Raw genomic sequence first — 21,043 nt, forward strand, 5'->3', positions numbered from 1 at the left:
GTTCAACCCGGCAGCGTTCGCTGCCGGGTCTTTATCCCCTCGTTATCCCGCTTTTTTCTTCGCGTTTTCGCTCTGCGCAGCGGAATAGCCATACGCATCGTAACCAAAAGCATAATAGCTGGCCGCCGACTTTACGACGTCGTTCAGGATTGCCCCTTTAATGTTGACCCCCATCTGCTGCAAGCGCCCCTGGCTGACCGCCATCTCCCGGACGCTGGTAACGTTGAACCGTGCTACCAGCAGCGTGGAAGCCGCAATCCGGCCCACCAGCGCGGCATCCGTGACCGCCAGAATAGGCGGGGTATCAACAATCACCATGTCGTACTGCTCGCTGGCCCAGGTCATAAACGCCCGAAAACGGTCATGCATCAGCAGCTCAGATGGGTTAGGTGGATATTGCCCACAGGTCACTACATCAAACTGGCCGCTGGCGTAAGTCTGAACCGCCTCAGTGAAGGACGCTTTCCCTGACAGGACGTCCGACAGACCGGCGTCATTACGCAGACCAAAAATATTGTGCACGTAGCCTTTACGCATATCGGCATCGATAAACAGCACTCGCCGATCGACCTGGGTCACCAGCGCCGCGAGCGAGGTGCTGACCAGCGTTTTGCCACAGTCCTGTGAAGGACCACTGAACATCAGAATGTTATTTTCGGCATCCATCATGGCGAAATGCAGGCTGGTACGTAACCCGCGCACCGCTTCGACAAAATTATCCAGCGGCCTGTCTATCGGTAAAAAGGGCACGTCGCGGGTTTTGTGTCGTTTGCAGTAATGGAAGAAATAGCGGTTCCCCACCCGGGTTTTAGCGTGCAGCCATTCCGAATGGGGCAAAGTGGCATAGACGCTAATCCCTTCTTTTTCCAGCTGTTCCGGAGCGTTGATGCCGTGCCGCAATGCCGATCTTGCCAGCACTCCGCCTGCCGAGACGCAGAAGCCAAACAGGGTCGTGATAATCACGATCAGCGCCTTGCGTGGTTTGATCGGCGCAGGCTGCGTCACCGCCGAATCGATAATGCGCACGTTGCCGATCGCGCTGGAGCGGGAGATGTTGAGCTCCTGCTGCCGGGTAAGAAGCTGAAGGTAAACCGCCCGGCCAGAATCGACGTCACGGCTGAGACGCAGGATCTCCTGCTGTGTGGACGGCATCGTCCCTATCCGTTTATTCAGCCGCTCCCGCTCGCTCTCTAACGTCTGGCGTTTTTCACGCAGCGCCCGATAGGTCGGGTGGTCTTTTTTAAAGTGCTGCGACACTTCTGCTTCGCGGAAGGTCAGCTCGTTCAGCTGGTTGTCGACATTGACGATCTGCTCCAGCACGGCTTTGGCCTCCAGCGATAAATCCACCGAATCGCGCTGTTTGCGATAGCTGTTCAGCCGTTCCTCTGCCTGCTCCAGTTCACCGCGCACCTGCGGCATCTGACGCTGGAGAAAGTCCAGGCTTTGTGAGTCCTGTGCAGCCTGTCGGGCAATGTTCTGATGCAGATAGCTCTCAGCAATGTGGTTCAGCGTGCTGGCGATCCGGATGGGATCGGTACCCGTCAGGCTCAACGTCAGCATGCCACTCTCTTTACCCTGCGCCGTGACGCTAAACTGACGGCTCAGGGCATTGATGGCCTCAAGCTGCGTGCGCTGTTGCACCCGGAAACGTGTTCCGGGGGGAGCCGACATTTCACTGACCCGTATCGTCACCCCGGCACGTTGTACCAACGTGCCGACCATCCCCTGGAGGCTCACCCCTGCTCCTTCCAGCAGATATTTTCCGTTGTCTTCGGCGGTGATCGTAAGCGACATCGCTTTGCCCTGCCCGGGAGGCAGCGTCAACCTGTCCAGCCTCAGGATAGCGGGTTGCTGGCCGGTCAGCCTGGCCCAGCCCTCCCCAATCAAGGGAAAACGGATCGGGGTTACCTCATCCCGCAAGCGCAACGCCTCCACGGTTTCACCGAGGATCATGCGGGATTTCAGTAGCGGAATTTCGGCGGACGAATCGGATGATAAGGTGGGCGAAAGTTGGTTTAACGATTTAAGCAGGCTGTTCTGCTGCTTATCTTCAATTTGCACCATCGCATCAGCAATATATAACGGTGAGGCAAATAACGCGTACAACACCCCACACAACGTAAAAAGTAGCGTACAGCTAAAAATACATACGCGATGATCGATTAACTCTCCCAGAAGACGCGCCAGATCCAGCTCATGATTATCCACTGAATAACCCTGTGCATTTACGCTTTTCGACGACATGTACATAATCCCTTAACTGTAAGTCGGTTGGCCCATTCCTGACTCGCTTCGCCAAGCAGGCGAAAAATATATTCAAACGCTTCCATGCTTTTACCGTACGGATCGGGAATGTCCTGCTCCCTTAGCCATTGCCCAAACAGTAAGGCTTTGCCGCGCATCTCCGGTGCAATGAGCGAGATCCGATTAATCTGTGCTGACTCCATGGCAAGGATGAGATCGTATTCCCGCATCATTGCCGCCGTCAGCGGGCGTGCAACGTGATCCGCCAGCGATACGCCATACATGGCTGCAATTTTCTGCGCATGGGCATCTGCCGGGCGTCCGGCGAGGCCGCAGATGCCCGCCGAGGCGATGGTAAAGGTGGGTAGCTTCTGCTGTAAAAGCCGCTCACCAATGGGTGAGCGGCAAATATTTCCTGTGCAAACGACCAGAATGGATTGAATCATTATTCGGGCCACGACTTAATAAAGCGCACGGTTTCCGTCAGATCGTGTACGCCGCTGATGGTCGGAACCAGCTGTGCCACCACCCGATTCCAGCGCGAGACTGGCGCCGTGGTCACGTAAACAATATCGTAGGGCTGGAGCTGAAATTCCGTGCCGAGCACCATGGCAGACGCGTCGCGGGCGTTCAGCTGCCAGATACGCGCAATTTTGCCGTCACGGCTTTTACCGGAGGTGGAGCGGATCACGAAGATGCCGGATGCATCAGCCATGTCCTGATTCAGACCGCCGGCGCTGGCTAACGCTTCTGCCAGCGTCATGCCGCTGCGATCCATCTTGAGGGTACTCTGTTTTACCACCTCGCCCATAACAAAGACTTTCAGGGCGTCGTTGCGCGGGATAAACAGAATGTCGCCCGGCCAGAGCAGCCTGTTTTGTGTCAGATCGCCGTGCTGCATCAGGGCATACAGCGAAATCCGCGTATCTTTGCCATCATGGGTCAGCACCACGTTGCGCCAGTCTGCATCTGGCGAAAGACCACCCGCCGCGTTAATGGCATCCATAATGGTCAGCGGAATATTGGTAATCGGCTGTTGTCCCGATTTCACCACTTCGCCGGTTACATACGCTTTTTGCGACCGGAACGCCGCAATAGTGACATCGACCTGCGGGCTTTCAATCACCCTGTCCAGCCGGGCGGTGATCTCTTTGCGCACCTGGGCCAGAGTTTTACCTGCAACATGGAGTTTACCGACATAGGGATAGAAGAGCGTACCGTCCGCGCCCACCCAGTTACCGGTGTCGCTGGCGCTGCGGTACTGACCTGCTGGGGTGGTCAGTTCCGGGTGATCCCAGACGGTGATCATCAGCACGTCCCCGGGGCCAATCCGGTATTCCCAGCGCTTTAATTCTTCATCCAGATTCGGATTTGCCTGAGATTTCTCGCGTTCGCCCCGCAGCTGTTCAATGACGGACGGCGTTAACGGCCAGACATCCACTTTTTTATCCAAATCAAGCGGATTGTCGGCAACAGCAACGTTATTTTTTCCAGAAGTATTTATATGTTGGCCGGGCGTAATTGTGCAACCTGCCAATAACAGGGCGACAAAAAACCCCGCTCCGGTGCGGAATGATATGGTCATTAATAAATAATACTCTATGAATTTTGTTAATAGCCCATTAATTTCTGGATAACTTCCAATAATAACCACAGGTACTCAATATTAAAAATACAGAGCAACATCAGAAAGTTATAATAAAAATAACCTGACAGAAGAAACGCACCAGCCGGGCTGAACATTGTCTGGTCACTTCTTTAAATTGGAGAAAAAAAAACAGCATCAATGAATTAAGCCGTATCATAATCATTCCCGGAAAGAAATAACATAGTCCGGATACGACTATATTAGCGGTGGAGGTTTGTTTCGGATTTTATAAAAGAAACCATCGATAATATAACGTTTAAATAATATTATATTCATGGTAAAAATAATTAAAGCCGCCCCAACAGGTGAAGGGATGTGTTGATTTGTTACATTTTTTACGCACCCAGCCAGCCGGCAAAACATAAAATATGTCTATCTGTTGCTCGGTCACGAAACAGCAGACCAAGAGTGATGGCCATGGTTAATCTGGAGAAAAAATGACGAAAGGTAAAATTCTACTTCTGGGCGTACTGATGTCACTGGCGAGCGCGGCCTTTGCTGCACCACAAGCCGCAGCGGCACCCTCTGGCATCCAGGCCTATGAGGAACAGGAGTTTGTAGCCGATTTTACGAAATTCAAGATTGGTGATTTCGCACCGGCGCAGTATCTGACACCTGAGTACACCATCAAGCAATTTAAACTGCGCAACCTGCCTGAACCGCAGGCTGGCACGCACTGGACCTATATGGGTGAGAACTACGTGCTGGTCGGCGACACCGACGGCAAGATCTACAAAGCGTATAACGGCGATATCTTCTACCACCGTTAATCGCTTGTTGTGCCGGGTAGCGTTGCGCTTACCCGGCCTACCCTACCTTCAGGCCCGCGCAAGCGAAGCGCCGCCGGGCAAGTGTTACACCGCGCGGAACGCGATGTCGGCCGGGATCACTTCCCCCTGCCAGTAAAGCTGTGCCGCGACGCGATCCGCCAGCTGGCGGTACATCTCAGCAAACTCACTTTCAGGACGGTTAACCACGGTCGGCTTCCCGCTGTCGAGATCTTCACGCAGCGTAATGTGCAGCGGCATCTGGCCCAGCAGCTGGGTGTGATATTGCGCCGCCAGCTTCTCCGCCCCGCCTGCGCCAAAGATCGCCTCGTGATGACCACAGTTGCTGCAGATGTGCATGCTCATGTTTTCGACCACGCCCAGCACCGGCACCTCAACCTTCTCGAACATCACGATGCCTTTTTTGGCGTCGATCAGCGCGATGTCCTGCGGCGTGGTGACCACTACCGCCCCGGTCACCGGGATGTTCTGCGCCAGCGTCAGCTGAATGTCACCGGTACCCGGCGGCATATCCAGCACCAGATAATCGAGATCCGGCCACATGGTCTCCTGCAACATCTGCAACAGCGCTTTGCTGGCCATCGGCCCGCGCCACACCATGGCGTTGTCATCGGTCACCAGATAACCAATCGAGTTGGTCGCCAGACCGTAAGCCATGATCGGCGCCATATGGGTGCCATCCGGCGAGGTCGGACGCTGATTTTCCGCGCCCAGCATGTTCGGGATCGACGGGCCGTAGATATCGGCATCCAGAATACCGACCTTCGCCCCTTCGGCGGCCAGCGCCAGCGCCAGGTTCACGGCGGTGGAGGATTTGCCGACTCCACCCTTGCCGGAGCTGATGGCGATAATATTCTTCACACCGTTAATGCCCGGGTGGTTCTTCACCCGCTTCAGGGTGGCGATGGCGTGGGACAATTTCCAGTCAATCGCCTTCGCCCCGGTGATGCGCAGCAACTCAGCGCTGGTTTCCTCTTTCAGCGTCTCAAACGCGTGGTTCCAGACGAACGGCATCTGCAGTTCGACATGCAGAGTGTCATCCAGCCACGCCACGTGATGTAACGCTTTCAGCGTGGTGAGATTGTGCTTCAGGGTGGGGTGCTGAAAATTAGCCAGCGTCCCGGCGACCATTGCACGCAAGGCTTCCGGTGATTTGGCCTGGGATTGAGAACTCATCCCGACTCCTTTGTAGTTGTTCTGAAAAAGACATGTAACTACAAAGTTTACCCCAGAGACAGCAATTATTCATTTACGGATTAATGCCCTTATCACTTGGCGTAGTTATTACCTTTCGGGTAACATCAAAAACCCTTTTTACAGATAAAAGAAGTAATACCTACTATGACTCAAGTCGCGAAAAAAATTCTGGTGACGTGCGCTCTGCCGTACGCTAACGGCTCAATCCACCTCGGCCACATGCTGGAGCATATCCAGGCTGATGTCTGGGTCCGTTACCAGCGAATGCGCGGCCATCAGGTAAACTTCATCTGTGCAGACGATGCACACGGCACGCCAATCATGCTGAAAGCACAGCAGCTTGGTATCAGCCCGGAGCAGATGATTGCTGATATGAGTCAGGAGCATCAGACGGACTTTGCTGGCTTCGACATCAGCTACGACAACTATCACTCCACGCACAGCGACGAGAACCGCGAGCTGTCGGAGCTGATCTACACCCGTCTGAAAGAGAACGGTTTTATTAAAAACCGCACTATCTCTCAGCTCTACGATCCAGAAAAAGGCATGTTCCTGCCGGACCGTTTTGTGAAAGGCACCTGCCCGAAATGTAAATCTCCGGATCAGTATGGCGACAACTGCGAAGTGTGCGGCGCGACCTACAGCCCGACCGAGCTGATTGAGCCGAAGTCCGTGGTATCCGGCGCAACCCCTGTGATGCGTGACTCCGAGCACTTCTTCTTCGACCTGCCGTCGTTCAGCGAAATGCTGCAGGCGTGGACCCGCAGCGGTGCGCTGCAGGAGCAGGTGGCGAACAAGATGCAGGAGTGGTTTGAGTCCGGTCTGCAGCAGTGGGATATCTCCCGCGATGCGCCGTACTTCGGCTTTGAAATTCCGAACGCGCCGGGCAAATACTTCTACGTCTGGCTGGATGCGCCTATCGGTTACATGGGCTCCTTCAAGAACCTGTGCGACAAGCGCGGCGACACCACCAGCTTCGACGAATACTGGAAAAAAGATTCCGACGCCGAGCTGTATCACTTCATCGGCAAAGACATTGTCTACTTCCACAGCCTGTTCTGGCCTGCGATGCTGGAAGGCAGCGGCTTCCGCAAGCCAACCAACCTGTTCGTGCACGGCTATGTAACGGTGAACGGCGCGAAGATGTCCAAATCACGCGGCACCTTCATCAAGGCCAGCACCTGGCTGAACCACTTTGACGCCGACAGCCTGCGCTACTACTACGCGGCGAAGCTCTCTTCCCGCATTGACGACATCGACCTGAACCTGGAAGATTTCGTCCAGCGTGTCAACGCCGACATCGTTAACAAAGTGGTGAACCTGGCCTCCCGTAACGCGGGCTTTATCGCCAAACGTTTTGACGGGGTGATGGCGGCTGAACTGGCAGATCCAGCCCTGTACAAAACCTTCACCGACGCGGCTACCGTGATTGGCGAAGCCTGGGAAAGCCGCGAGTTCGGCAAAGCGGTACGTGAGATCATGGCCCTGGCCGATCTGGCTAACCGCTACGTTGACGAGCAGGCCCCGTGGGTTGTGGCGAAACAGGAAGGCCGCGATGCCGACCTGCAGGCAATCTGCTCCATGGGTATCAACCTGTTCCGCGTACTGATGTCTTATCTGAAGCCGGTTCTGCCGCAGCTGGCCGCGCGTACCGAAGCGTTCCTGAATACCGAACTGAGCTGGGACAGCATTAACCAACCGCTGCTCGGCCATAAGCTGAACGCCTTCAAGGCGCTGTACAACCGCATCGAGATGAAGCAGGTTGAAGCTCTGGTTGACGCCTCTAAAGAAGAAGTGAAGGCCGCAGCAGCGCCGGTAACTGGCCCGCTGGCGGACGATCCGATTCAGGAGACCATCAGCTTCGACGATTTCGCTAAAGTCGACCTGCGCGTGGCGCTGATCGAAAACGCTGAGTTTGTGGAAGGCTCTGACAAGCTGCTGCGCCTGACGCTGGATCTGGGCGGCGAGAAGCGTAACGTCTTCTCCGGCATCCGTTCCGCGTATCCGGACCCGCAGGTGCTGATTGGTCGTCAGACCGTGATGGTTGCCAACCTGGCCCCGCGTAAAATGCGCTTCGGCATCTCGGAAGGGATGGTGATGGCCGCAGGCCCTGGCGGGAAGGATATCTTCCTGTTAAGCCCTGACGAAGGCGCGAAGCCGGGTCAGCAGGTGAAATAACGAAAAAGCCGGATTAAAATCCGGCTTTTTTTATGCCTTTTTGCCGGGTGGCGGCTTCGCCTTACCCGGCCTACATAACCCGTTGGCCCGTGCAAGCGCAGCGCCGCCGGGCAAACAAATCACGCTTTCGGGTGATGCACTCGATGGGTCAGCCCGCGCAGGAAGTTACGCAGGAACTGGTCCCCGCACTCGCGGTAATTTTTATGATCCGGCGCGCGCATCATGGCGGTGATTTCCGGCATCGAGACGCGGTATTTCTGCTCGGTCATAATGGCCAGAATATCATCGGTCTTCAGGGAAAAGGCGATACGCAGCTTTTTCAGCACCGTGTTGTTGTTCACCCGGCGCTCAAGCGCCAGTTCAGGCGCGGACTCATCTTTGCCGCGCTTGTCATAGATAAGACCGTTCAGGAAGCCTGACAGGATAATGTCCGGGCAGCGAACAAAACCCTCCTCATCCTCTTTGGTCATCCAGGTATCGAAACCTGCCGACGTGGATTCCATATCGGAAAGCGCCAGAATGCGCACCATGTCGTTATTGTTTGCTTTCAGGGTGTAGCGCAGGCTACGAAGAATGTCATTGCTAATCATGTGTGCCTTTAACTGTCGATGATGCTATGGCGCGCAGTGTAGCAGTTTTACAGCCCTATCGCCTCCTTCAAACTCTTCAGGTAGCGACGACTGACCGGCACCGTCTGCCCGGCCCGCAGCACCAGCTCGGCCTGACCGTTCTCTTCCAGGCGGATCTCTTTCAGGTGCGCCATGTTCACCAGATACTGGCGATGGCAGCGCAGCAGCGGCGTGCGGCTCTCCAGGGTGCGCAGCGTCAGCTCGGTAAAGCCCTCTTTGCCTTCACCGCTGGTGACAAACACCCCGCTCATCCGGCTGCTGACAAAGGCCACGTCGTCCATCTGCAGCAGATAAATGCGGCTGTGGCCGGTACAGGGGATAAACTTCAGCGGCTGCTGGTGTTCCGCCAGCAGGGACACGTCCTGCACGTTGCGCTCCTGGCGCAGGCGATTCAGTGTCTTTTCCAGCCGCTGCTCTTCGATGGGTTTCAGCAGATAGTCAAACGCATGCTCTTCAAAGGCTTTGACCGCATATTCGTCAAAGGCGGTGAGAAACACGATGTAGGGGCGATGTTCCGGGTCGAGCATCCCTACCATCTCCAGGCCGCTGATGCGCGGCATCTGAATATCCAGAAACAGCACGTCGGGGCGCAGCTTGTGCACCGCCCCGATGGCTTCGATGGCGTTGGCGCACTCCCCCACAATCTCGATATCGCTCTGCTCCTGCAGAAGAAACCGCAGGTTTTCCCGCGCCAAAGGCTCATCATCGACAATCAGCACGTTCATCATGCGGGTTCCTCCAGAGGCAGTCTTAAGGTTATGCGGGTAAAGCTGTCGGGCTCGCAGGCCACGGTGATGCCGCAGTCCTCACCGAAATGGGCGCGCAGCCGTTTATCCACCAGCCCCATCCCCAGGCCGCCGCCCTCTTTTGCCGAGGTATAAAGCCCGGCGTTGTCTTCAATATCCAGCACCAGATAGCGGTTGAAGCGGCTGGCGGTAATGGCAATTTCTCCGGTGCCCAGCAGCTGCGAGGTGCCGTGCTTGATCGCATTCTCTACGATCGGCTGCAGGGTAAAGGCCGGTAGCTGCTGCCAGGCCAGTTCGTCCGGTACCGAGAGCGTGACATGCAGGCGAGACTGGAACCGGGCCTGTTCAATTTGCAGATAGGCGTTCACATGCTCGATCTCATCGGCAAGGGTGACGATTTCCGACGGCCTTTTCAGGTTCTTGCGGAAAAAGGTCGAGAGAAACTGCACCAGCTGCGTCGCCTGCTCGCTGTCACGGCGGATCACCGCCTTCAGGGTGTTCAGCGCGTTAAACAGAAAATGCGGGTTGACCTGGGCGTGCAGGAGCTTGATCTCCGACTGGGTCAGCAGCGCCTTCTGCCGCTCGTACTGCCCGGCAAGGATCTGCGCGGAGAGCAGCTGGGCGATCCCCTCCCCCAGGGTACGGTTGATGGAGCTGAACAGGCGGTTTTTCGCTTCGTACAGTTTGATGGTGCCCATCACCCGCTGATTTTCACCGCGCAGCGGGATCACCAGCGTCGAACCCAGCTTACACTGCGGGTGCAGCGAGCAGCGGTACGGCACTTCGTTACCGTCGGCGTAGACGACCTCGCCAGTCTCAATGGCGCGAAGCGTATAGGTGGACGAAATGGGCCTGCCTGGAAGATGGTGATCGTCCCCGGTGCCGGTAAAGGCCAGCAGTTTTTCGCGATCGGTAATAGCGACAGCGCTGATATCCAGCTCCTGATGCAGCACCTGGGCCACCTTCATGCTGTTTTCTTCATTGAAGCCCTGGCGCAGGATCCCCTCCGTCGAGGCTGCGACCTTCAGCGCGGTGGCGGAAAAGGCGGAGGTGTACTTTTCAAACATGGCCCGCTTGTCGAGCAGAATGCGCATGAACAGCGCGGCACCCACGGTGTTGGTGACCATCATCGGCGCGGCAATGCTGCTGACCAGATGCAGGGCATCCTCGAACGGACGGGCGATCAGCAAAATGATCAGCATCTGCACCAGCTCGGCAACCAGGGTGACCATCCCCGCGGTGAGCGGGCTAAAGACTTTATCCGGGCGACCGCGCCTGACCATCACGCTGTGGATCAGACCGCCGAGCAGCCCTTCGACGATGGTCGAGATCATACAGCTCAGGGCCGTCATTCCCCCCATCGAGTAGCGGTGCAGCCCCCCGGTCAGCCCCACCAACCCGCCGACCACCGGGCCGCCGAGCAGGCCGCCCATCACCGCGCCAATCGCACGGGTGTTGGCGATGGAGTCTTCAATATGCAGGCCCAGATAGGTGCCGAGAATGCAGAAGATGGAGAAGGTGACGTAGCAGAGCAGCTTGTGCGGCAGGCGAACGGTGACCTGCATCAGGGGGATGAACAGACGTGTTTTACTCATCAGCCACGCGATGACCAGAAACACACACATCTGCTGAAGCAGCAGCAACACCAGATTAAATTCGTACATGCCCACAAACCACAACTGTAAAACCGCGTAACATACACCGAAGCGCGTTAACTTTCCTGGCAGCATAAGGATAAAAATGTGTTTTCGTGCCAGGCATCACACCTTTCGCCCAATGTAATCTGAAATTCACATTCACAGGGCAAAAAAAGAGGGATCCTTCCTGGTTCGGCATTCTGCGTCTACAGTTAATCTGGGTATGTGCAAGCCGGGGGATAACATGGCGCTCTACACGATTGGGGAAGTGGCACTCCTGTGTGATATCAATCCTGTAACGTTACGCGCATGGCAACGACGTTACGGATTACTCAAACCACAGCGAACCGACGGCGGACACCGGCTGTTTACCGATGCGGATATCGACCGCATCCGTGAGATCAAGGGCTGGATCGATAACGGCGTTCAGGTCGGTAAGGTTAAAACGCTACTGAGCCCGGAGGGTCAGGAGGAGCAGGACATCTGGCGCGAACAGCAGGAGGTGCTGCTGCGTTACCTGCAGTCCGGCCATCTGCATCGCCTGCGCGTCTGGCTCAAGGAGCGCGGGAGCGAATACCCTGCGCAAACGTTAATTTCGCACCTGTTTATTCCGTTACGCCGACGTTTACAGTCGCAGCAGCCTACCCTGCAGGCGCTTCTAAGTGCACTCGATGGGGTGCTGATCAACTACATCTGCATCTGTCTGGCCACCGCGCGAAAGAAGAACAGCAAGGATGCGCTGGTTGTTGGCTGGAACGTGCAGGATACCACCCGCCTTTGGCTGGAGGCGTGGATTGCCGCGCAGGATGGCTGGCGCGTCGACGTGCTGGCACACTCGCTGGTGCAGCTGCGCCCGGAGCTGTTCGACGGACAGACGCTGCTGGTCTGGTGCGGCGAGTCACCGACGGCGGCGCAGGAGCAGCAGCTCACCCAGTGGCAGGCGCATGGCTATCCCGTGTTCCCGCTAAAAGGCAATTAATGGTTCATTAACAGCCGTGCTTCACCGTATAATCGCTCTGTTAACATCAGGAGCACATTATGAAGGCAACCAAAGTCGCGGTTATCACCCTGTTCTTTCTCATGGCCGTTAGCGGTATTGGGGGCGTGATGCTGGCCGGATATTCGTTTATTGTCCGTGGCGGTGTCGGCTGAGGCTCCGCGCCAGCCGCTCAAACGCGCGATCCACCACAATCGCCGCCAGCGCCACCAGCAGCGCACCCTGGATAATATAGGCCGTATTAAAACCGCTTAAGCCGATGATGATCGGCGTCCCCAGCGTGTTGGCGCCTACCGTCGAGGCAATGGCCGCCGTCCCGATATTAATGATTACCGAGGTGCGGATCCCGGCCAGCATGACCGGCGCGGCGAGCGGCAGCTCAACGTTGCGCAGCCGCTGCCAGCCGCTCATCCCCATCCCCTCTGCCACGCTGATGGCCGCTGCGGGCACTGACGCCAGCCCCGCCAGCGTCGCCTGCAAAATCGGCAACACTCCGTAGAGGATCAGCGCGATAATCGCGGGCTGTTGTCCAAACCCCATCACCGGCACCGCAATCGCCAGCACCGCCACCGGCGGAAAGGTCTGCCCGACCGCGGCGATTGTCTCCACCAGCGGGCGAAACTCGCGGCCAGCCGGACGCGTGACGGCAATCCCGGCCCCGGCACCCAGCACGATCGCTATCAGGCTCGATATTCCCACCAGCCAGAAGTGGGACAGAGTCAGGCTAACGAAACTCTCCTGCTGATAGACCGGGCGCGGCAGTTCGGGAAACAGCGCGCTGAACAGCGGCGCGCTGTAGGGCATCACCAGCAGCAGCGCCACGAACAACAATACCAGCCACAGGAGCGGATCGCGTAATCGCCTCATGACGCCTCCCGGGCCAGCAGATCGCGAAACCAGAGCGTGCCGCAGGGCCTGTCCTGGTCGTCCACCACCGGCAGGCTTTCACTGCCGCTGCTGACAAAGGCCGAGAGCGCATCCCGCAGGCTCATGGACACCCGCAGCGGGGTTTCCTCGCCCGGTGCGATTTCCCGGCGCATCGATTCACCCACCGTGCGCAGCGACAGCAGGCGCACGCCCAGCTCGCTGCGGCCAAAAAACTCGCGCACGAACCCATTCGCGGGCTGGGTCAGCAGGGTCAGCGGTGTTCCCTGCTGCACCACCCTGCCGTGATCCATCAGCACCAACTGGTCCGCCAGCCGCAGGGCCTCGTCGATATCGTGGGTGACCAGAATAATGGTACGGCCCAGGATGCGGTGGATGCGGGTCATCTCCAGCTGCAACGCGCTGCGGGTCACCGGATCGAGGGCGCCAAAGGGTTCATCCATCAGCAGCACCTCCGGGTTAGCGGCCAGGGCGCGAGCCACCCCCACCCGCTGCTGCTGTCCGCCGGAGAGCTGATGCGGGTAGCGTTCGCGCAGCGCCGGCTCCAGCCCGAGTAGCGCCATCAGCTCATCCACCCGATCGTTGATTTTTTGCCGGGGCCATTTTTGCAGCTGCGGCACGGTGGCGATATTGCGCGCCACCGTCCAGTGCGGAAACAGTCCGATGGACTGAATGGCATAGCCCATCCGCCGACGCAGTTCCAGCACCGGCAGGCTGCGGATCTCCTGCCCGGCAAAGCGGATCAGGCCGCTGTCGTGCTCTACCAGCCGGTTGATCATCTTCAGGGTGGTCGATTTGCCCGACCCCGAGGTGCCTATCAGCACCGAAAAAGCCCCCTCGGCAAAGGTCAGGTTCAGATCGCTGACCGCGGGCTCCCCGGCAAAGGTTTTGTTTACATCATGAAATTCAATCATCGGTTCTCCTTCGCAGCAGGGCGATCCACAGGGCAAAGAGCGCATCCACCACCACTGCCAGCACGATGGTCGGGATCACGCCCAGCAGCACCAGATCCAGCGCGCTGCTCAGCAGCCCCTGGAACACCAGCGCGCCAAAGCCCCCGGCACCGATTAATGCCGCAATGACCGCCATCCCTACCGTCTGTACCGCCACCACCCGCAGGCCGCGCAGCAGCACCGGTAGCGCCAGCGGGAGCTGGATCTGCCAGAAGCGCTGCCGGGTATTCATCCCCATCGCATCGGCGCTCTCCAGCACCTCGGTGGGTACCTGGCTCAGCCCTGCCACTACCCCGCGCGCCAGCGGCAGCAAGGCATAGAGCACCAGCGCGATCAGCGCCGGAGTCATGCCGGTCCCGGCAATCCCCAGCGACGACAGCCATGGCCAGGCGCGGGTCAGCCCGGCGAGCGGGGCAATCAGCAGGCCGAACAGCGCCACGGAAGGCACGGTCTGAATGACGTTCAATACCGCAAACACCGCCCCCTGCGTCGGCGGGCGACGATAACAGAGGATCCCCAGCGGCACGCCGATCAGCAGCGCCGGAACCAGGGTACCTACCAGCAGGGTCAGATGTTGCGCAAGGGCCGCGTTAAAGACATCCTGGCGGTTGGCGTACTCTTTCAACAGGGAGAGGCTGTTGAGCTCGCCGCTGAATAACAGCAGCAGCGGCAGGATCCAGATTTGCACCTGTAGCAGCCAGCGCCAGAGTGGCTGCGGGCTGAGACGACGGATGGCATCGCTGCAGGCCAGCAGGCAGAGCGCCAGCCACAACCACAGGCCGCTGCCCACCGCAGTGCGCGCCAGCGGACTTTCGCTGCTGGCAAGGTGGGATGCCGCCAGCCCGGCGCTCCAGACCAGCGCGGCGAACAGCAGTTCGCACGCCACCAGCGTCGCCGCCAGCGCCCAGCGTCCGCGGGCAACGGTTAACCCAATCAGCAGGCACAGCGGTAACAGCAGCAGCGCAGGAGAAAACGACCACACCTGCCAGAGGGCGCGCCCCTCCCCGGACACCAGCCGGTTAGGGGCGAAGTTGACGAAAGGTAACGCGCCCGCTGCCAGGGCAATCATCGTCAGCAGCAGCAGGACGCGGTTATGGCATCTTATCGGCACAGCGCTATCCCGGGGCTACTTCACCAGCCCCTTTTGCTTCAGGTAATCTGCCGCCACTTTTTTGGCATCCAGCCCCTCCACCGCAATGCTGGCATTCAGCTGTTGCAGGGTTTTCTCATCCAGACTTGCAAATACCGGCTTCAGCCACGCGTCCAGCTCCGGGTAAGCCTTCAGCACCGCTTCGCGCACGACCGGCGTCGGCGCATAGATCGGCTGAACGCCTTTTGGATCGGTGAGGGTTTGCAGACCCAGCGCCGCTACCGGGCCGTCGGTGCCATAGGCCATCGCGGCATTCACGCCCGAGGTTTGCTGGGCTGCTGCTTTGATGGTGACCGCGGTATCGCCGCCGGCCAGCGACAGCAGCTGGCTTTGGTCAAGCTTGAAGTCGTAGGCTTTTTCAAAGGCCGGAAGCGCGTCCGGGCGCTCAATAAACTCCGCCGAGGCGGCCAGTTTGAAATCGCCCTTCTCTTTCAGGTAGCGGCTGAGATCGTCGAGGGAAGTGAGTTTACCTTTCTCCGCCACGTCCTTGCGTACCGCGATGGTCCAGGTGTTGTTGGCCGGCGCCGGGGTAAGCCATATCAGCTTGTTCTGCTCGGCGTCGAGCTTTTTGACTTTCTCATATCCGTTCTTTGCATTTTTCCACGCCGGGTCATTTTCATCTTTAAAGAAGAAGGCCCCGTTGCCGGTGTATTCCGGGTAGATATCCAGCTCGCCGGAGGTGATAGCCCCGCGAACCACCGGGGTGGTGCCCAGCTGCACTTTATTAACGGTTTTTACGCCGTGACTTTCCAGCACCTGCAAAATGATGTTGCCGAGCAGCGCGCCTTCCGTATCAATTTTTGACCCGACCTTTACCGGCTCTGCTGCCTGCAAAGGCAGGCTCAACGCCGCCAGCAGCGCCGTTGAGCCAACAATCCCCTTTAAGATAGTCATCCCACTTTCCTCATTATTTTGCCGCCGTTTTCAGTGGCTTGAGAGAAAAGCGTAGTCGATAAGCGGGGTTTTAGCGCGGTGCGAGGCGTATTAGCGTATTGCCGGGTGGAGATGTACCTTTGGGGCTTACAAAAAAAGCGGTAACCCGGAGGTTACCGCTGTGCTTTTACCTTACTGCCGGACGTTATTTACAGCAGCTCGAACTCGCCCTTGTTCACCCGGGCAGAGTCGACGCCGATAAAGACGTTGAACTTGCCTGGCTCGGCGGCGTATTTCATCTGCTGATTCCAGAACTTGAGCGCATCCACGTCAATCGGGAAGCTGACGGTTTTGGTTTCGCCGGGTTTCAGGTGCACCTTCTCGAAGCCACGCAGCTGTTTCACCGGACGGCTCATGGAGGCGGTGACATCCTGGACGTACATCTGGATCACCGTATCCCCTTCGCGTTTGCCGCTGTTGGTCACTTCGACGCTGGCGGTGACGTTACCGTCCGCTTTCATCGTCGGAGCCGACATTTTCACGTCGGAAACGGTGAAGGTGGTGTAGCTCAGGCCATAGCCAAACGGATAGAGCGGGCCATTCGCTTCGTCGAAATAGCGCGAGGTGTACTTGTTCGGTTTATCCGCATTGTACGGACGGCCAGTGTTGAGGTGGCTGTAGTACACCGGGATCTGCCCGACAGAGCGCGGGAAGGACATCGGCAGTTTGCCCGACGGGTTGTAATCGCCAAACAGCACGTCGGCAATGGCGTTACCGCCTTCGGTACCGGCGAACCAGGTCTCCAGAATCGCGTCAGCCTGCTGGTTCTCGTCAACCAGCGCCAGCGGGCGACCGTTCATCAGCACCAGCACCAGTGGTTTGCCGGTGGCTTTCAGTGCGGCAATCAGCGCCTTCTGGCTCTGCGGCAGGGTAATATCGGTGCGGCTGGAGGCCTCATGGGCCATGCCCTGGGCTTCACCCACTACGGCCACTACCACGTCGGACTGCTTCGCGGCGTTAACTGCCTCGTCGATCATCTCCTGCGCCGGGCGCGGATCGACCTTCACCGCCTCTTCATACTGGTTGAGGAAGGTGACGATGTCGTTGTCGCTGGTGACGTTAGCGCCTTTGGCGTAAATCACCTTGCCCTTGTCGCCCAGCGCGTCTTTAATGCCGGTCAACACGGTCACGGACTGATCGGCCACGCCGGCCGCTGACCAGCTGCCCATCACGTCGCGCTTGCTGTCAGCCAGCGGCCCAACCACTGCCACGGTACCGGATTTTGCCAGCGGCAGCGTGTCCAGACGGTTTTTCAACAGCACCAGGCTTTCGCGCGCCACGTCGCGGGCTTCTTTACGATGTAAACGGCTTTCGGCGTTGGTGTCTGCCGGGTCGGACTCTTTTGGCCCCAGGTGGCTGTACGGATCGTTAAACAGCCCCATGTCATACTTCACGTTCAGCACGTGGCGCGTGGCGTCGTCCAGCTCGGCCATAGTGACCTTACCGCTCTTCACCAGACCCGGCAGGTACTTGCTGTAGTACTCGTCGCTCATGCTCATGTTGATGCCGGACTTCAGCGCCACCCGCACCGCGTCTTCCGGGTCAGAGGCCGTGCCGTGCTTGATCAGCTCTTTAATCGCCCCGTGGTCGGAAACGGTGATGCCCTTAAAGCCCCACTGGTCGCGCAGCACGTCTTTCAGCAGCCAGGAATCCGAGGTCGCAGGCGTGCCGTTCAGGGAGTTCAGGGCCACCATCACCGCGCCGCTCCCGGCATCAAGACCGGCTTTGTACGGCGGCATGTAGTCGTTAAACAGGCGCTGCGGGCTCATGTCGACGGTGTTGTACTCCTTCCCGCCCTCCACTGCGCCATAGGCGGCGAAGTGCTTAACGCTGGTCATCACCGAGTAGCGATCGGCCGGGCTTTTGCCCTGCATCGCTTCAACCATGGTTTTACCCATGGTCGAGGTCAGGTAAGTATCTTCCCCGAAGCCTTCCGAGGCGCGGCCCCAGCGCGGATCGCGGGAGACGTCTACCATTGGCGCCCAGGTCATGTTCAGACCGTCGTCCGCCGCTTCATAGGCTGACACGCGGCCGACGGTTTTCACCGCCTCGAGGTTAAAGGAGGAGGCCAGGCCAAGGCTAATCGGGAAGACGGTACGCTGGCCGTGGACCACGTCATAGGCGAAGAATAACGGGATTTTCAGGTGGCTGAGTTCCATCACCTGATCCTGCATTTTGCGGATGTCCTGACGGGTGACGGTGTTGAAGATCGCCCCCACCTGCCCGTTTTTAATCATCTCGCGAATGGCTTCTTTCGGATTATCCGGCCCGACGCTGATCAGACGCAGCTGGCCGATTTTCTCATCGACCGACATCTTCGTAAGCAGATCGGTGACAAAGGCGTCGCGGGCTTCCGGCGTCAGCGGATGATTGCCAAACAGGTCGTCAGCCAGCGCGGGTTGCAGCGCCAGACTCACAGCTACACCTACAGAACAAAGCCATTTCATCTCGTTTACTCTCTCATCAATAACCGCCGGATAGTCGCGGCCAGACCGTACGAAAAGCGCAGTGTGCCATAAACCCTGTGAACCTTGCAGGGTTTATTCTCTGATTTTTCTGGTGAATACTGGTTCGCTTAAACATTAATCGCGCTATGATTTTGGACGACGTATTCGACTGACCACAAGGGGTGGATGATGTCTTTTGAACAACCGCACAATAACACCGACTTTATTAATGACCTGACGCGACTGGTGGGGCCTGCGCACCTGCTGACCGACGCCGCGAAAACCGCCCGCTACCGCAAGGGCTTTCGCTCCGGACAAGGAGACGCGCTGGCGGTGGTGTTCCCGGGCACCCTGCTGGAGCTGTGGCGGGTGCTCAGCGCCTGCGTGGCGGCGGACAAAATTATTCTGATGCAGGCGGCGAATACCGGCCTGACCGAAGGCTCCACGCCGAACGGCAACGATTACGACCGCGACATTGTGATTATCAGCACCCTGCGCCTCGACAAGCTGCATCTGCTGGACAAGGGCGAGCAGGTGCTGGCCTATCCGGGCACCACGCTCTACTCCCTGGAAAAGGCGCTGAAGCCGCTGGGCCGGGAGCCGCATTCGGTGATTGGCTCGTCCTGTATTGGCGCCTCGGTGATCGGCGGGATCTGCAACAACTCCGGCGGCTCGCTGGTACAGCGCGGCCCGGCCTACACTGAAATGTCGCTGTTCGCCCGCATTGATGAGCAGGGCAAGCTGACGTTAGTGAACCATCTGGGTATCGATCTGGGCGTCACGCCGGAGCAGATCCTCAGCAAGCTGGATGACGATCGCGTCAAGGACAGCGATGTGCTGCACGACGGACGCCACGCCCACGACCATGACTACATTACCCGCGTGCGTGAGATCGACGCCGACACCCCGGCGCGCTATAACGCCGACCCGGATCGCCTGTTTGAATCGTCCGGCTGCGCGGGCAAGCTGGCGGTTTTCGCCGTGCGCCTCGACACCTTCCCGGCCGAGAAACGCCAGCAGGTGTTCTACATCGGCACCAACCAGCCTGAAGTGCTGACCACCATCCGCCGCCACATTCTCGGGGAGTTCACCCACCTGCCGGTCGCGGGTGAGTATATGCACCGGGATATTTACGACATTGCCGAACGCTACGGCAAAGATACCTTCCTGATGATCGACAAGCTCGGCACCGACAAGATGCCTTTCTTCTTCACCATGAAGGGACGCACCGATGCGATGCTGGAGAAGGTGTCGCTGTTTAAGCCGCACTTTACCGACCGCTTTATGCAAAAGCTGGGCAACGCCTTCCCGGCGCACCTGCCGCCGCGGATGAAAAGCTGGCGGGATAAGTACGAGCATCACCTGCTGTTGAAGATGGCGGGCGACGGTATTGCCGAAGCGCAGAGCTGGCTGAGCGAATTCTTTAAAACCGCCGAGGGCGATTTCTTCGCCTGTACGCCTGAAGAGGGCAGCAAGGCCTTTTTACACCGCTTTGCCGCTGCCGGGGCCGCGATCCGCTATCAGGCGGTGCACGCCGACGAGGTGGAGGACATTCTGGCCCTGGACATCGCCCTGCGCCGCAACGACACCGACTGGTTCGAGAAGCTGCCGCCGGAGATCGACAGCCAGCTGGTGCATAAGCTCTATTACGGCCACTTTATGTGTTACGTCTTCCATCAGGATTACATCGTCAAAAAAGGGGTCGATGCCCACGCCCTGAAGGCGCAGATGCTGGCCTTGCTACAGGCGCGCGGCGCGCAATATCCGGCGGAACATAATGTCGGTCACATTTACGAAGCCCCGCCCGCATTAAAGCAGTTTTATCGCGCCAACGACCCGACAAACAGCATGAACCCGGGCATTGGCAAAACAACCAAGCATAAAAACTGGGAAGGGGAACCTGAAACAGTGAGTAATGACTTGCAAGCTACTGATCAAACCAGTTAGCCAGATTGGGCCCGCTGTTAAGCCCATACAAATCGTACTAGAGTAGCCACGGGTCGCCAGAGAAACTTTTTCTCTGGCTTTTTTTGATGAGGAGCGGACATATTATGTCGGCTGTTGAAACTTTCTCTGAAACTGACGTACAGGTTCGCGATGCTGAGGCGGAGGACGCGCATGCCATTGCTGGCATTTACGCCTGGCACGTCCTTCACGGTCGCGCATCCTTTGAAGAGGTTCCCCCTACCGTAGACGAAATGCGCCAGCGTATGAACGCGGTGACCAGCCAGGGTTTGCCGTGGCTGGTGGCGCTCTATCGGGGGATTGTGGTGGGCTACTGTTATGCCACCCACTATCGCCCCCGTCCCGGGTACCGTTACACCATTGAGGAGTCGATTTACGTCGAGGCCAGCACGCCCGGGCGCGGCTTTGGCAGCGCGTTGCTGAGCGCCCTGATTGCCCGCAGTGAAGAGGGGCCGTGGCGGCAGATGATCGCTATCGTCGGGGACGGGCCCAACAATGCCGGTTCCTTACGCCTGCATAAAAAGCACGGATTCGAAGTGGCGGGACAGCTAAGAAGCGTGGGATACAAGAAAGGTGACTGGCGCGATACGCTGATTTTGCAGCGCCCCCTCAACGACGGTGACTGGACGCTGCCGGAATAAAGCGG

Annotated in this window: 18 protein-coding genes; 6 read left to right on the top strand and 12 right to left on the bottom strand. The window is 58.1% G+C overall.

What is annotated here, in order from left to right; translation table 11 throughout:
* Window positions 1–42: 42 nt before the first annotated feature.
* Genes ACP4QI_RS14685 through ACP4QI_RS14695 form a run of 3 tightly spaced genes read right to left on the bottom strand, consistent with a single transcriptional unit; the run spans window position 43 to window position 3,829 of the window.
* Entirely contained in the window at window positions 43–2,244 is a 2,202-nt protein-coding gene (locus ACP4QI_RS14685; protein ID WP_426495246.1) for a polysaccharide biosynthesis tyrosine autokinase, read from the bottom strand.
* Window positions 2,226–2,690: an arsenate reductase/protein-tyrosine-phosphatase family protein gene (locus ACP4QI_RS14690; RefSeq protein WP_426495245.1), complete on the bottom strand. Its 465-nt coding sequence runs from the start codon at window positions 2,688–2,690 to the stop codon at window positions 2,226–2,228. Before ACP4QI_RS14690 ends, ACP4QI_RS14685 begins: the two co-directional genes overlap by 19 nt.
* Window positions 2,690–3,829, bottom strand: coding sequence for a polysaccharide export protein (locus tag ACP4QI_RS14695; RefSeq protein ID WP_156264230.1), 1,140 nt, complete (start codon window positions 3,827–3,829; stop codon window positions 2,690–2,692). The genes ACP4QI_RS14690 and ACP4QI_RS14695 overlap by 1 nt, the downstream gene beginning before the upstream one ends.
* Window positions 3,830–4,329: 500 nt before the next feature.
* Here ACP4QI_RS14695 and ACP4QI_RS14700 point away from each other — a divergent pair, with 500 nt between their 5' ends.
* On the top strand, window positions 4,330–4,662 hold the full coding sequence (locus ACP4QI_RS14700) for an RcnB family protein (protein WP_142486441.1): 333 nt from the start codon (window positions 4,330–4,332) through the stop codon (window positions 4,660–4,662).
* An 84-nt stretch (window positions 4,663–4,746) separates the two neighbouring features.
* Here the strand turns inward: ACP4QI_RS14700 and apbC are convergent, their stop codons facing one another.
* Window positions 4,747–5,856: an iron-sulfur cluster carrier protein ApbC gene (apbC, locus tag ACP4QI_RS14705; protein ID WP_285128107.1), complete on the bottom strand. Its 1,110-nt coding sequence runs from the start codon at window positions 5,854–5,856 to the stop codon at window positions 4,747–4,749.
* Window positions 5,857–6,021: 165 nt separating this feature from the next.
* On the opposite strand from apbC, the gene metG reads away from it, so the two are divergent.
* Window positions 6,022–8,055, top strand: coding sequence for a methionine--tRNA ligase (metG, locus tag ACP4QI_RS14710; RefSeq protein WP_142486444.1), 2,034 nt, complete (start codon window positions 6,022–6,024; stop codon window positions 8,053–8,055).
* 119 nt (window positions 8,056–8,174) lie between these two features.
* On the opposite strand, the gene ACP4QI_RS14715 is transcribed toward metG, so the two are convergent.
* Genes ACP4QI_RS14715 through ACP4QI_RS14725 form a run of 3 tightly spaced genes read right to left on the bottom strand, consistent with a single transcriptional unit; the run spans window position 8,175 to window position 11,094 of the window.
* Window positions 8,175–8,645 (bottom strand): YehS family protein, encoded by a 471-nt coding sequence (locus ACP4QI_RS14715; RefSeq protein WP_231311888.1) that lies wholly within the window; start codon window positions 8,643–8,645, stop codon window positions 8,175–8,177.
* Between the two features lie 47 nt (window positions 8,646–8,692).
* Window positions 8,693–9,412, bottom strand: a complete 720-nt coding sequence (btsR, locus tag ACP4QI_RS14720) for a two-component system response regulator BtsR (protein ID WP_106995315.1) — start codon at window positions 9,410–9,412, stop codon at window positions 8,693–8,695.
* Window positions 9,409–11,094 (bottom strand): sensor histidine kinase, encoded by a 1,686-nt coding sequence (locus ACP4QI_RS14725; RefSeq protein ID WP_142486448.1) that lies wholly within the window; start codon window positions 11,092–11,094, stop codon window positions 9,409–9,411. The genes btsR and ACP4QI_RS14725 overlap by 4 nt, the downstream gene beginning before the upstream one ends.
* 217 nt (window positions 11,095–11,311) lie before the next feature.
* Between ACP4QI_RS14725 and mlrA the strand changes: the two genes are divergently transcribed.
* Together mlrA and ACP4QI_RS14735 are read left to right on the top strand one after the other, a co-directional pair.
* On the top strand, window positions 11,312–12,046 hold the full coding sequence (gene mlrA / locus ACP4QI_RS14730) for an HTH-type transcriptional regulator MlrA (protein ID WP_156264232.1): 735 nt from the start codon (window positions 11,312–11,314) through the stop codon (window positions 12,044–12,046).
* A gap of 59 nt (window positions 12,047–12,105) precedes the next feature.
* Window positions 12,106–12,219: a protein YohO gene (locus ACP4QI_RS14735; RefSeq protein ID WP_072036698.1), complete on the top strand. Its 114-nt coding sequence runs from the start codon at window positions 12,106–12,108 to the stop codon at window positions 12,217–12,219.
* Here the strand turns inward: ACP4QI_RS14735 and ACP4QI_RS14740 are convergent.
* From ACP4QI_RS14740 to bglX, 5 genes are all read right to left on the bottom strand, one after another.
* Complete coding sequence (locus ACP4QI_RS14740) at window positions 12,194–12,931, bottom strand: ABC transporter permease (RefSeq protein ID WP_156264233.1); 738 nt, start codon at window positions 12,929–12,931, stop codon at window positions 12,194–12,196. The two genes, ACP4QI_RS14735 and ACP4QI_RS14740, sit on opposite strands and share 26 nt — an antisense overlap.
* Entirely contained in the window at window positions 12,928–13,863 is a 936-nt protein-coding gene (locus ACP4QI_RS14745) for an ABC transporter ATP-binding protein (RefSeq protein ID WP_426495244.1), read from the bottom strand. Before ACP4QI_RS14745 ends, ACP4QI_RS14740 begins: the two co-directional genes overlap by 4 nt.
* On the bottom strand, window positions 13,856–15,013 hold the full coding sequence (locus ACP4QI_RS14750) for an ABC transporter permease (RefSeq protein WP_304599202.1): 1,158 nt from the start codon (window positions 15,011–15,013) through the stop codon (window positions 13,856–13,858). Before ACP4QI_RS14750 ends, ACP4QI_RS14745 begins: the two co-directional genes overlap by 8 nt.
* Window positions 15,014–15,028: 15 nt before the next feature.
* Window positions 15,029–15,946, bottom strand: coding sequence for a glycine betaine ABC transporter substrate-binding protein OsmF (gene osmF / locus ACP4QI_RS14755; protein WP_142486455.1), 918 nt, complete (start codon window positions 15,944–15,946; stop codon window positions 15,029–15,031).
* A gap of 188 nt (window positions 15,947–16,134) precedes the next feature.
* Entirely contained in the window at window positions 16,135–18,432 is a 2,298-nt protein-coding gene (gene bglX / locus ACP4QI_RS14760) for a beta-glucosidase BglX (RefSeq protein ID WP_231311884.1), read from the bottom strand.
* A 189-nt stretch (window positions 18,433–18,621) separates the two neighbouring features.
* Here bglX and dld point away from each other — a divergent pair, with 189 nt between their 5' ends.
* Together dld and ACP4QI_RS14770 are read left to right on the top strand one after the other, a co-directional pair.
* Complete coding sequence (gene dld / locus ACP4QI_RS14765) at window positions 18,622–20,379, top strand: D-lactate dehydrogenase (RefSeq protein WP_426495243.1); 1,758 nt, start codon at window positions 18,622–18,624, stop codon at window positions 20,377–20,379.
* Between the two features lie 104 nt (window positions 20,380–20,483).
* Window positions 20,484–21,038 (top strand): GNAT family N-acetyltransferase, encoded by a 555-nt coding sequence (locus ACP4QI_RS14770; RefSeq protein WP_142486462.1) that lies wholly within the window; start codon window positions 20,484–20,486, stop codon window positions 21,036–21,038.
* Window positions 21,039–21,043: the final 5 nt, after the last annotated feature.

Origin of the sequence: Leclercia sp. TB492 (assembly GCF_049974505.2) — a bacterium.
Classification (GTDB): domain Bacteria; phylum Pseudomonadota; class Gammaproteobacteria; order Enterobacterales; family Enterobacteriaceae; genus Enterobacter; species Enterobacter adecarboxylatus_C.

Bases quoted from the DNA above. Each gene is read 5' to 3' on its own strand.
- ACP4QI_RS14685 (WP_426495246.1), bottom strand. From the start codon at position 2,244: ATGTCGTCGAAAAGCGTAAATGCACAGGGTTATTCAGTGGATAATCAT.
- ACP4QI_RS14690 (WP_426495245.1), bottom strand. From the start codon at position 2,690: ATGATTCAATCCATTCTGGTCGTTTGCACAGGAAATATTTGCCGCTCA.
- ACP4QI_RS14695 (WP_156264230.1), bottom strand. From the start codon at position 3,829: ATGACCATATCATTCCGCACCGGAGCGGGGTTTTTTGTCGCCCTGTTA.
- ACP4QI_RS14700 (WP_142486441.1), top strand. From the start codon at position 4,330: ATGACGAAAGGTAAAATTCTACTTCTGGGCGTACTGATGTCACTGGCG.
- apbC (WP_285128107.1), bottom strand. From the start codon at position 5,856: ATGAGTTCTCAATCCCAGGCCAAATCACCGGAAGCCTTGCGTGCAATG.
- metG (WP_142486444.1), top strand. From the start codon at position 6,022: ATGACTCAAGTCGCGAAAAAAATTCTGGTGACGTGCGCTCTGCCGTAC.
- ACP4QI_RS14715 (WP_231311888.1), bottom strand. From the start codon at position 8,645: ATGATTAGCAATGACATTCTTCGTAGCCTGCGCTACACCCTGAAAGCA.
- btsR (WP_106995315.1), bottom strand. From the start codon at position 9,412: ATGATGAACGTGCTGATTGTCGATGATGAGCCTTTGGCGCGGGAAAAC.
- ACP4QI_RS14725 (WP_142486448.1), bottom strand. From the start codon at position 11,094: ATGTACGAATTTAATCTGGTGTTGCTGCTGCTTCAGCAGATGTGTGTG.
- mlrA (WP_156264232.1), top strand. From the start codon at position 11,312: ATGGCGCTCTACACGATTGGGGAAGTGGCACTCCTGTGTGATATCAAT.
- ACP4QI_RS14735 (WP_072036698.1), top strand. From the start codon at position 12,106: ATGAAGGCAACCAAAGTCGCGGTTATCACCCTGTTCTTTCTCATGGCC.
- ACP4QI_RS14740 (WP_156264233.1), bottom strand. From the start codon at position 12,931: ATGAGGCGATTACGCGATCCGCTCCTGTGGCTGGTATTGTTGTTCGTG.
- ACP4QI_RS14745 (WP_426495244.1), bottom strand. From the start codon at position 13,863: ATGATTGAATTTCATGATGTAAACAAAACCTTTGCCGGGGAGCCCGCG.
- osmF (WP_142486455.1), bottom strand. From the start codon at position 15,946: ATGACTATCTTAAAGGGGATTGTTGGCTCAACGGCGCTGCTGGCGGCG.
- bglX (WP_231311884.1), bottom strand. From the start codon at position 18,432: ATGAAATGGCTTTGTTCTGTAGGTGTAGCTGTGAGTCTGGCGCTGCAA.
- dld (WP_426495243.1), top strand. From the start codon at position 18,622: ATGTCTTTTGAACAACCGCACAATAACACCGACTTTATTAATGACCTG.
- ACP4QI_RS14770 (WP_142486462.1), top strand. From the start codon at position 20,484: ATGTCGGCTGTTGAAACTTTCTCTGAAACTGACGTACAGGTTCGCGAT.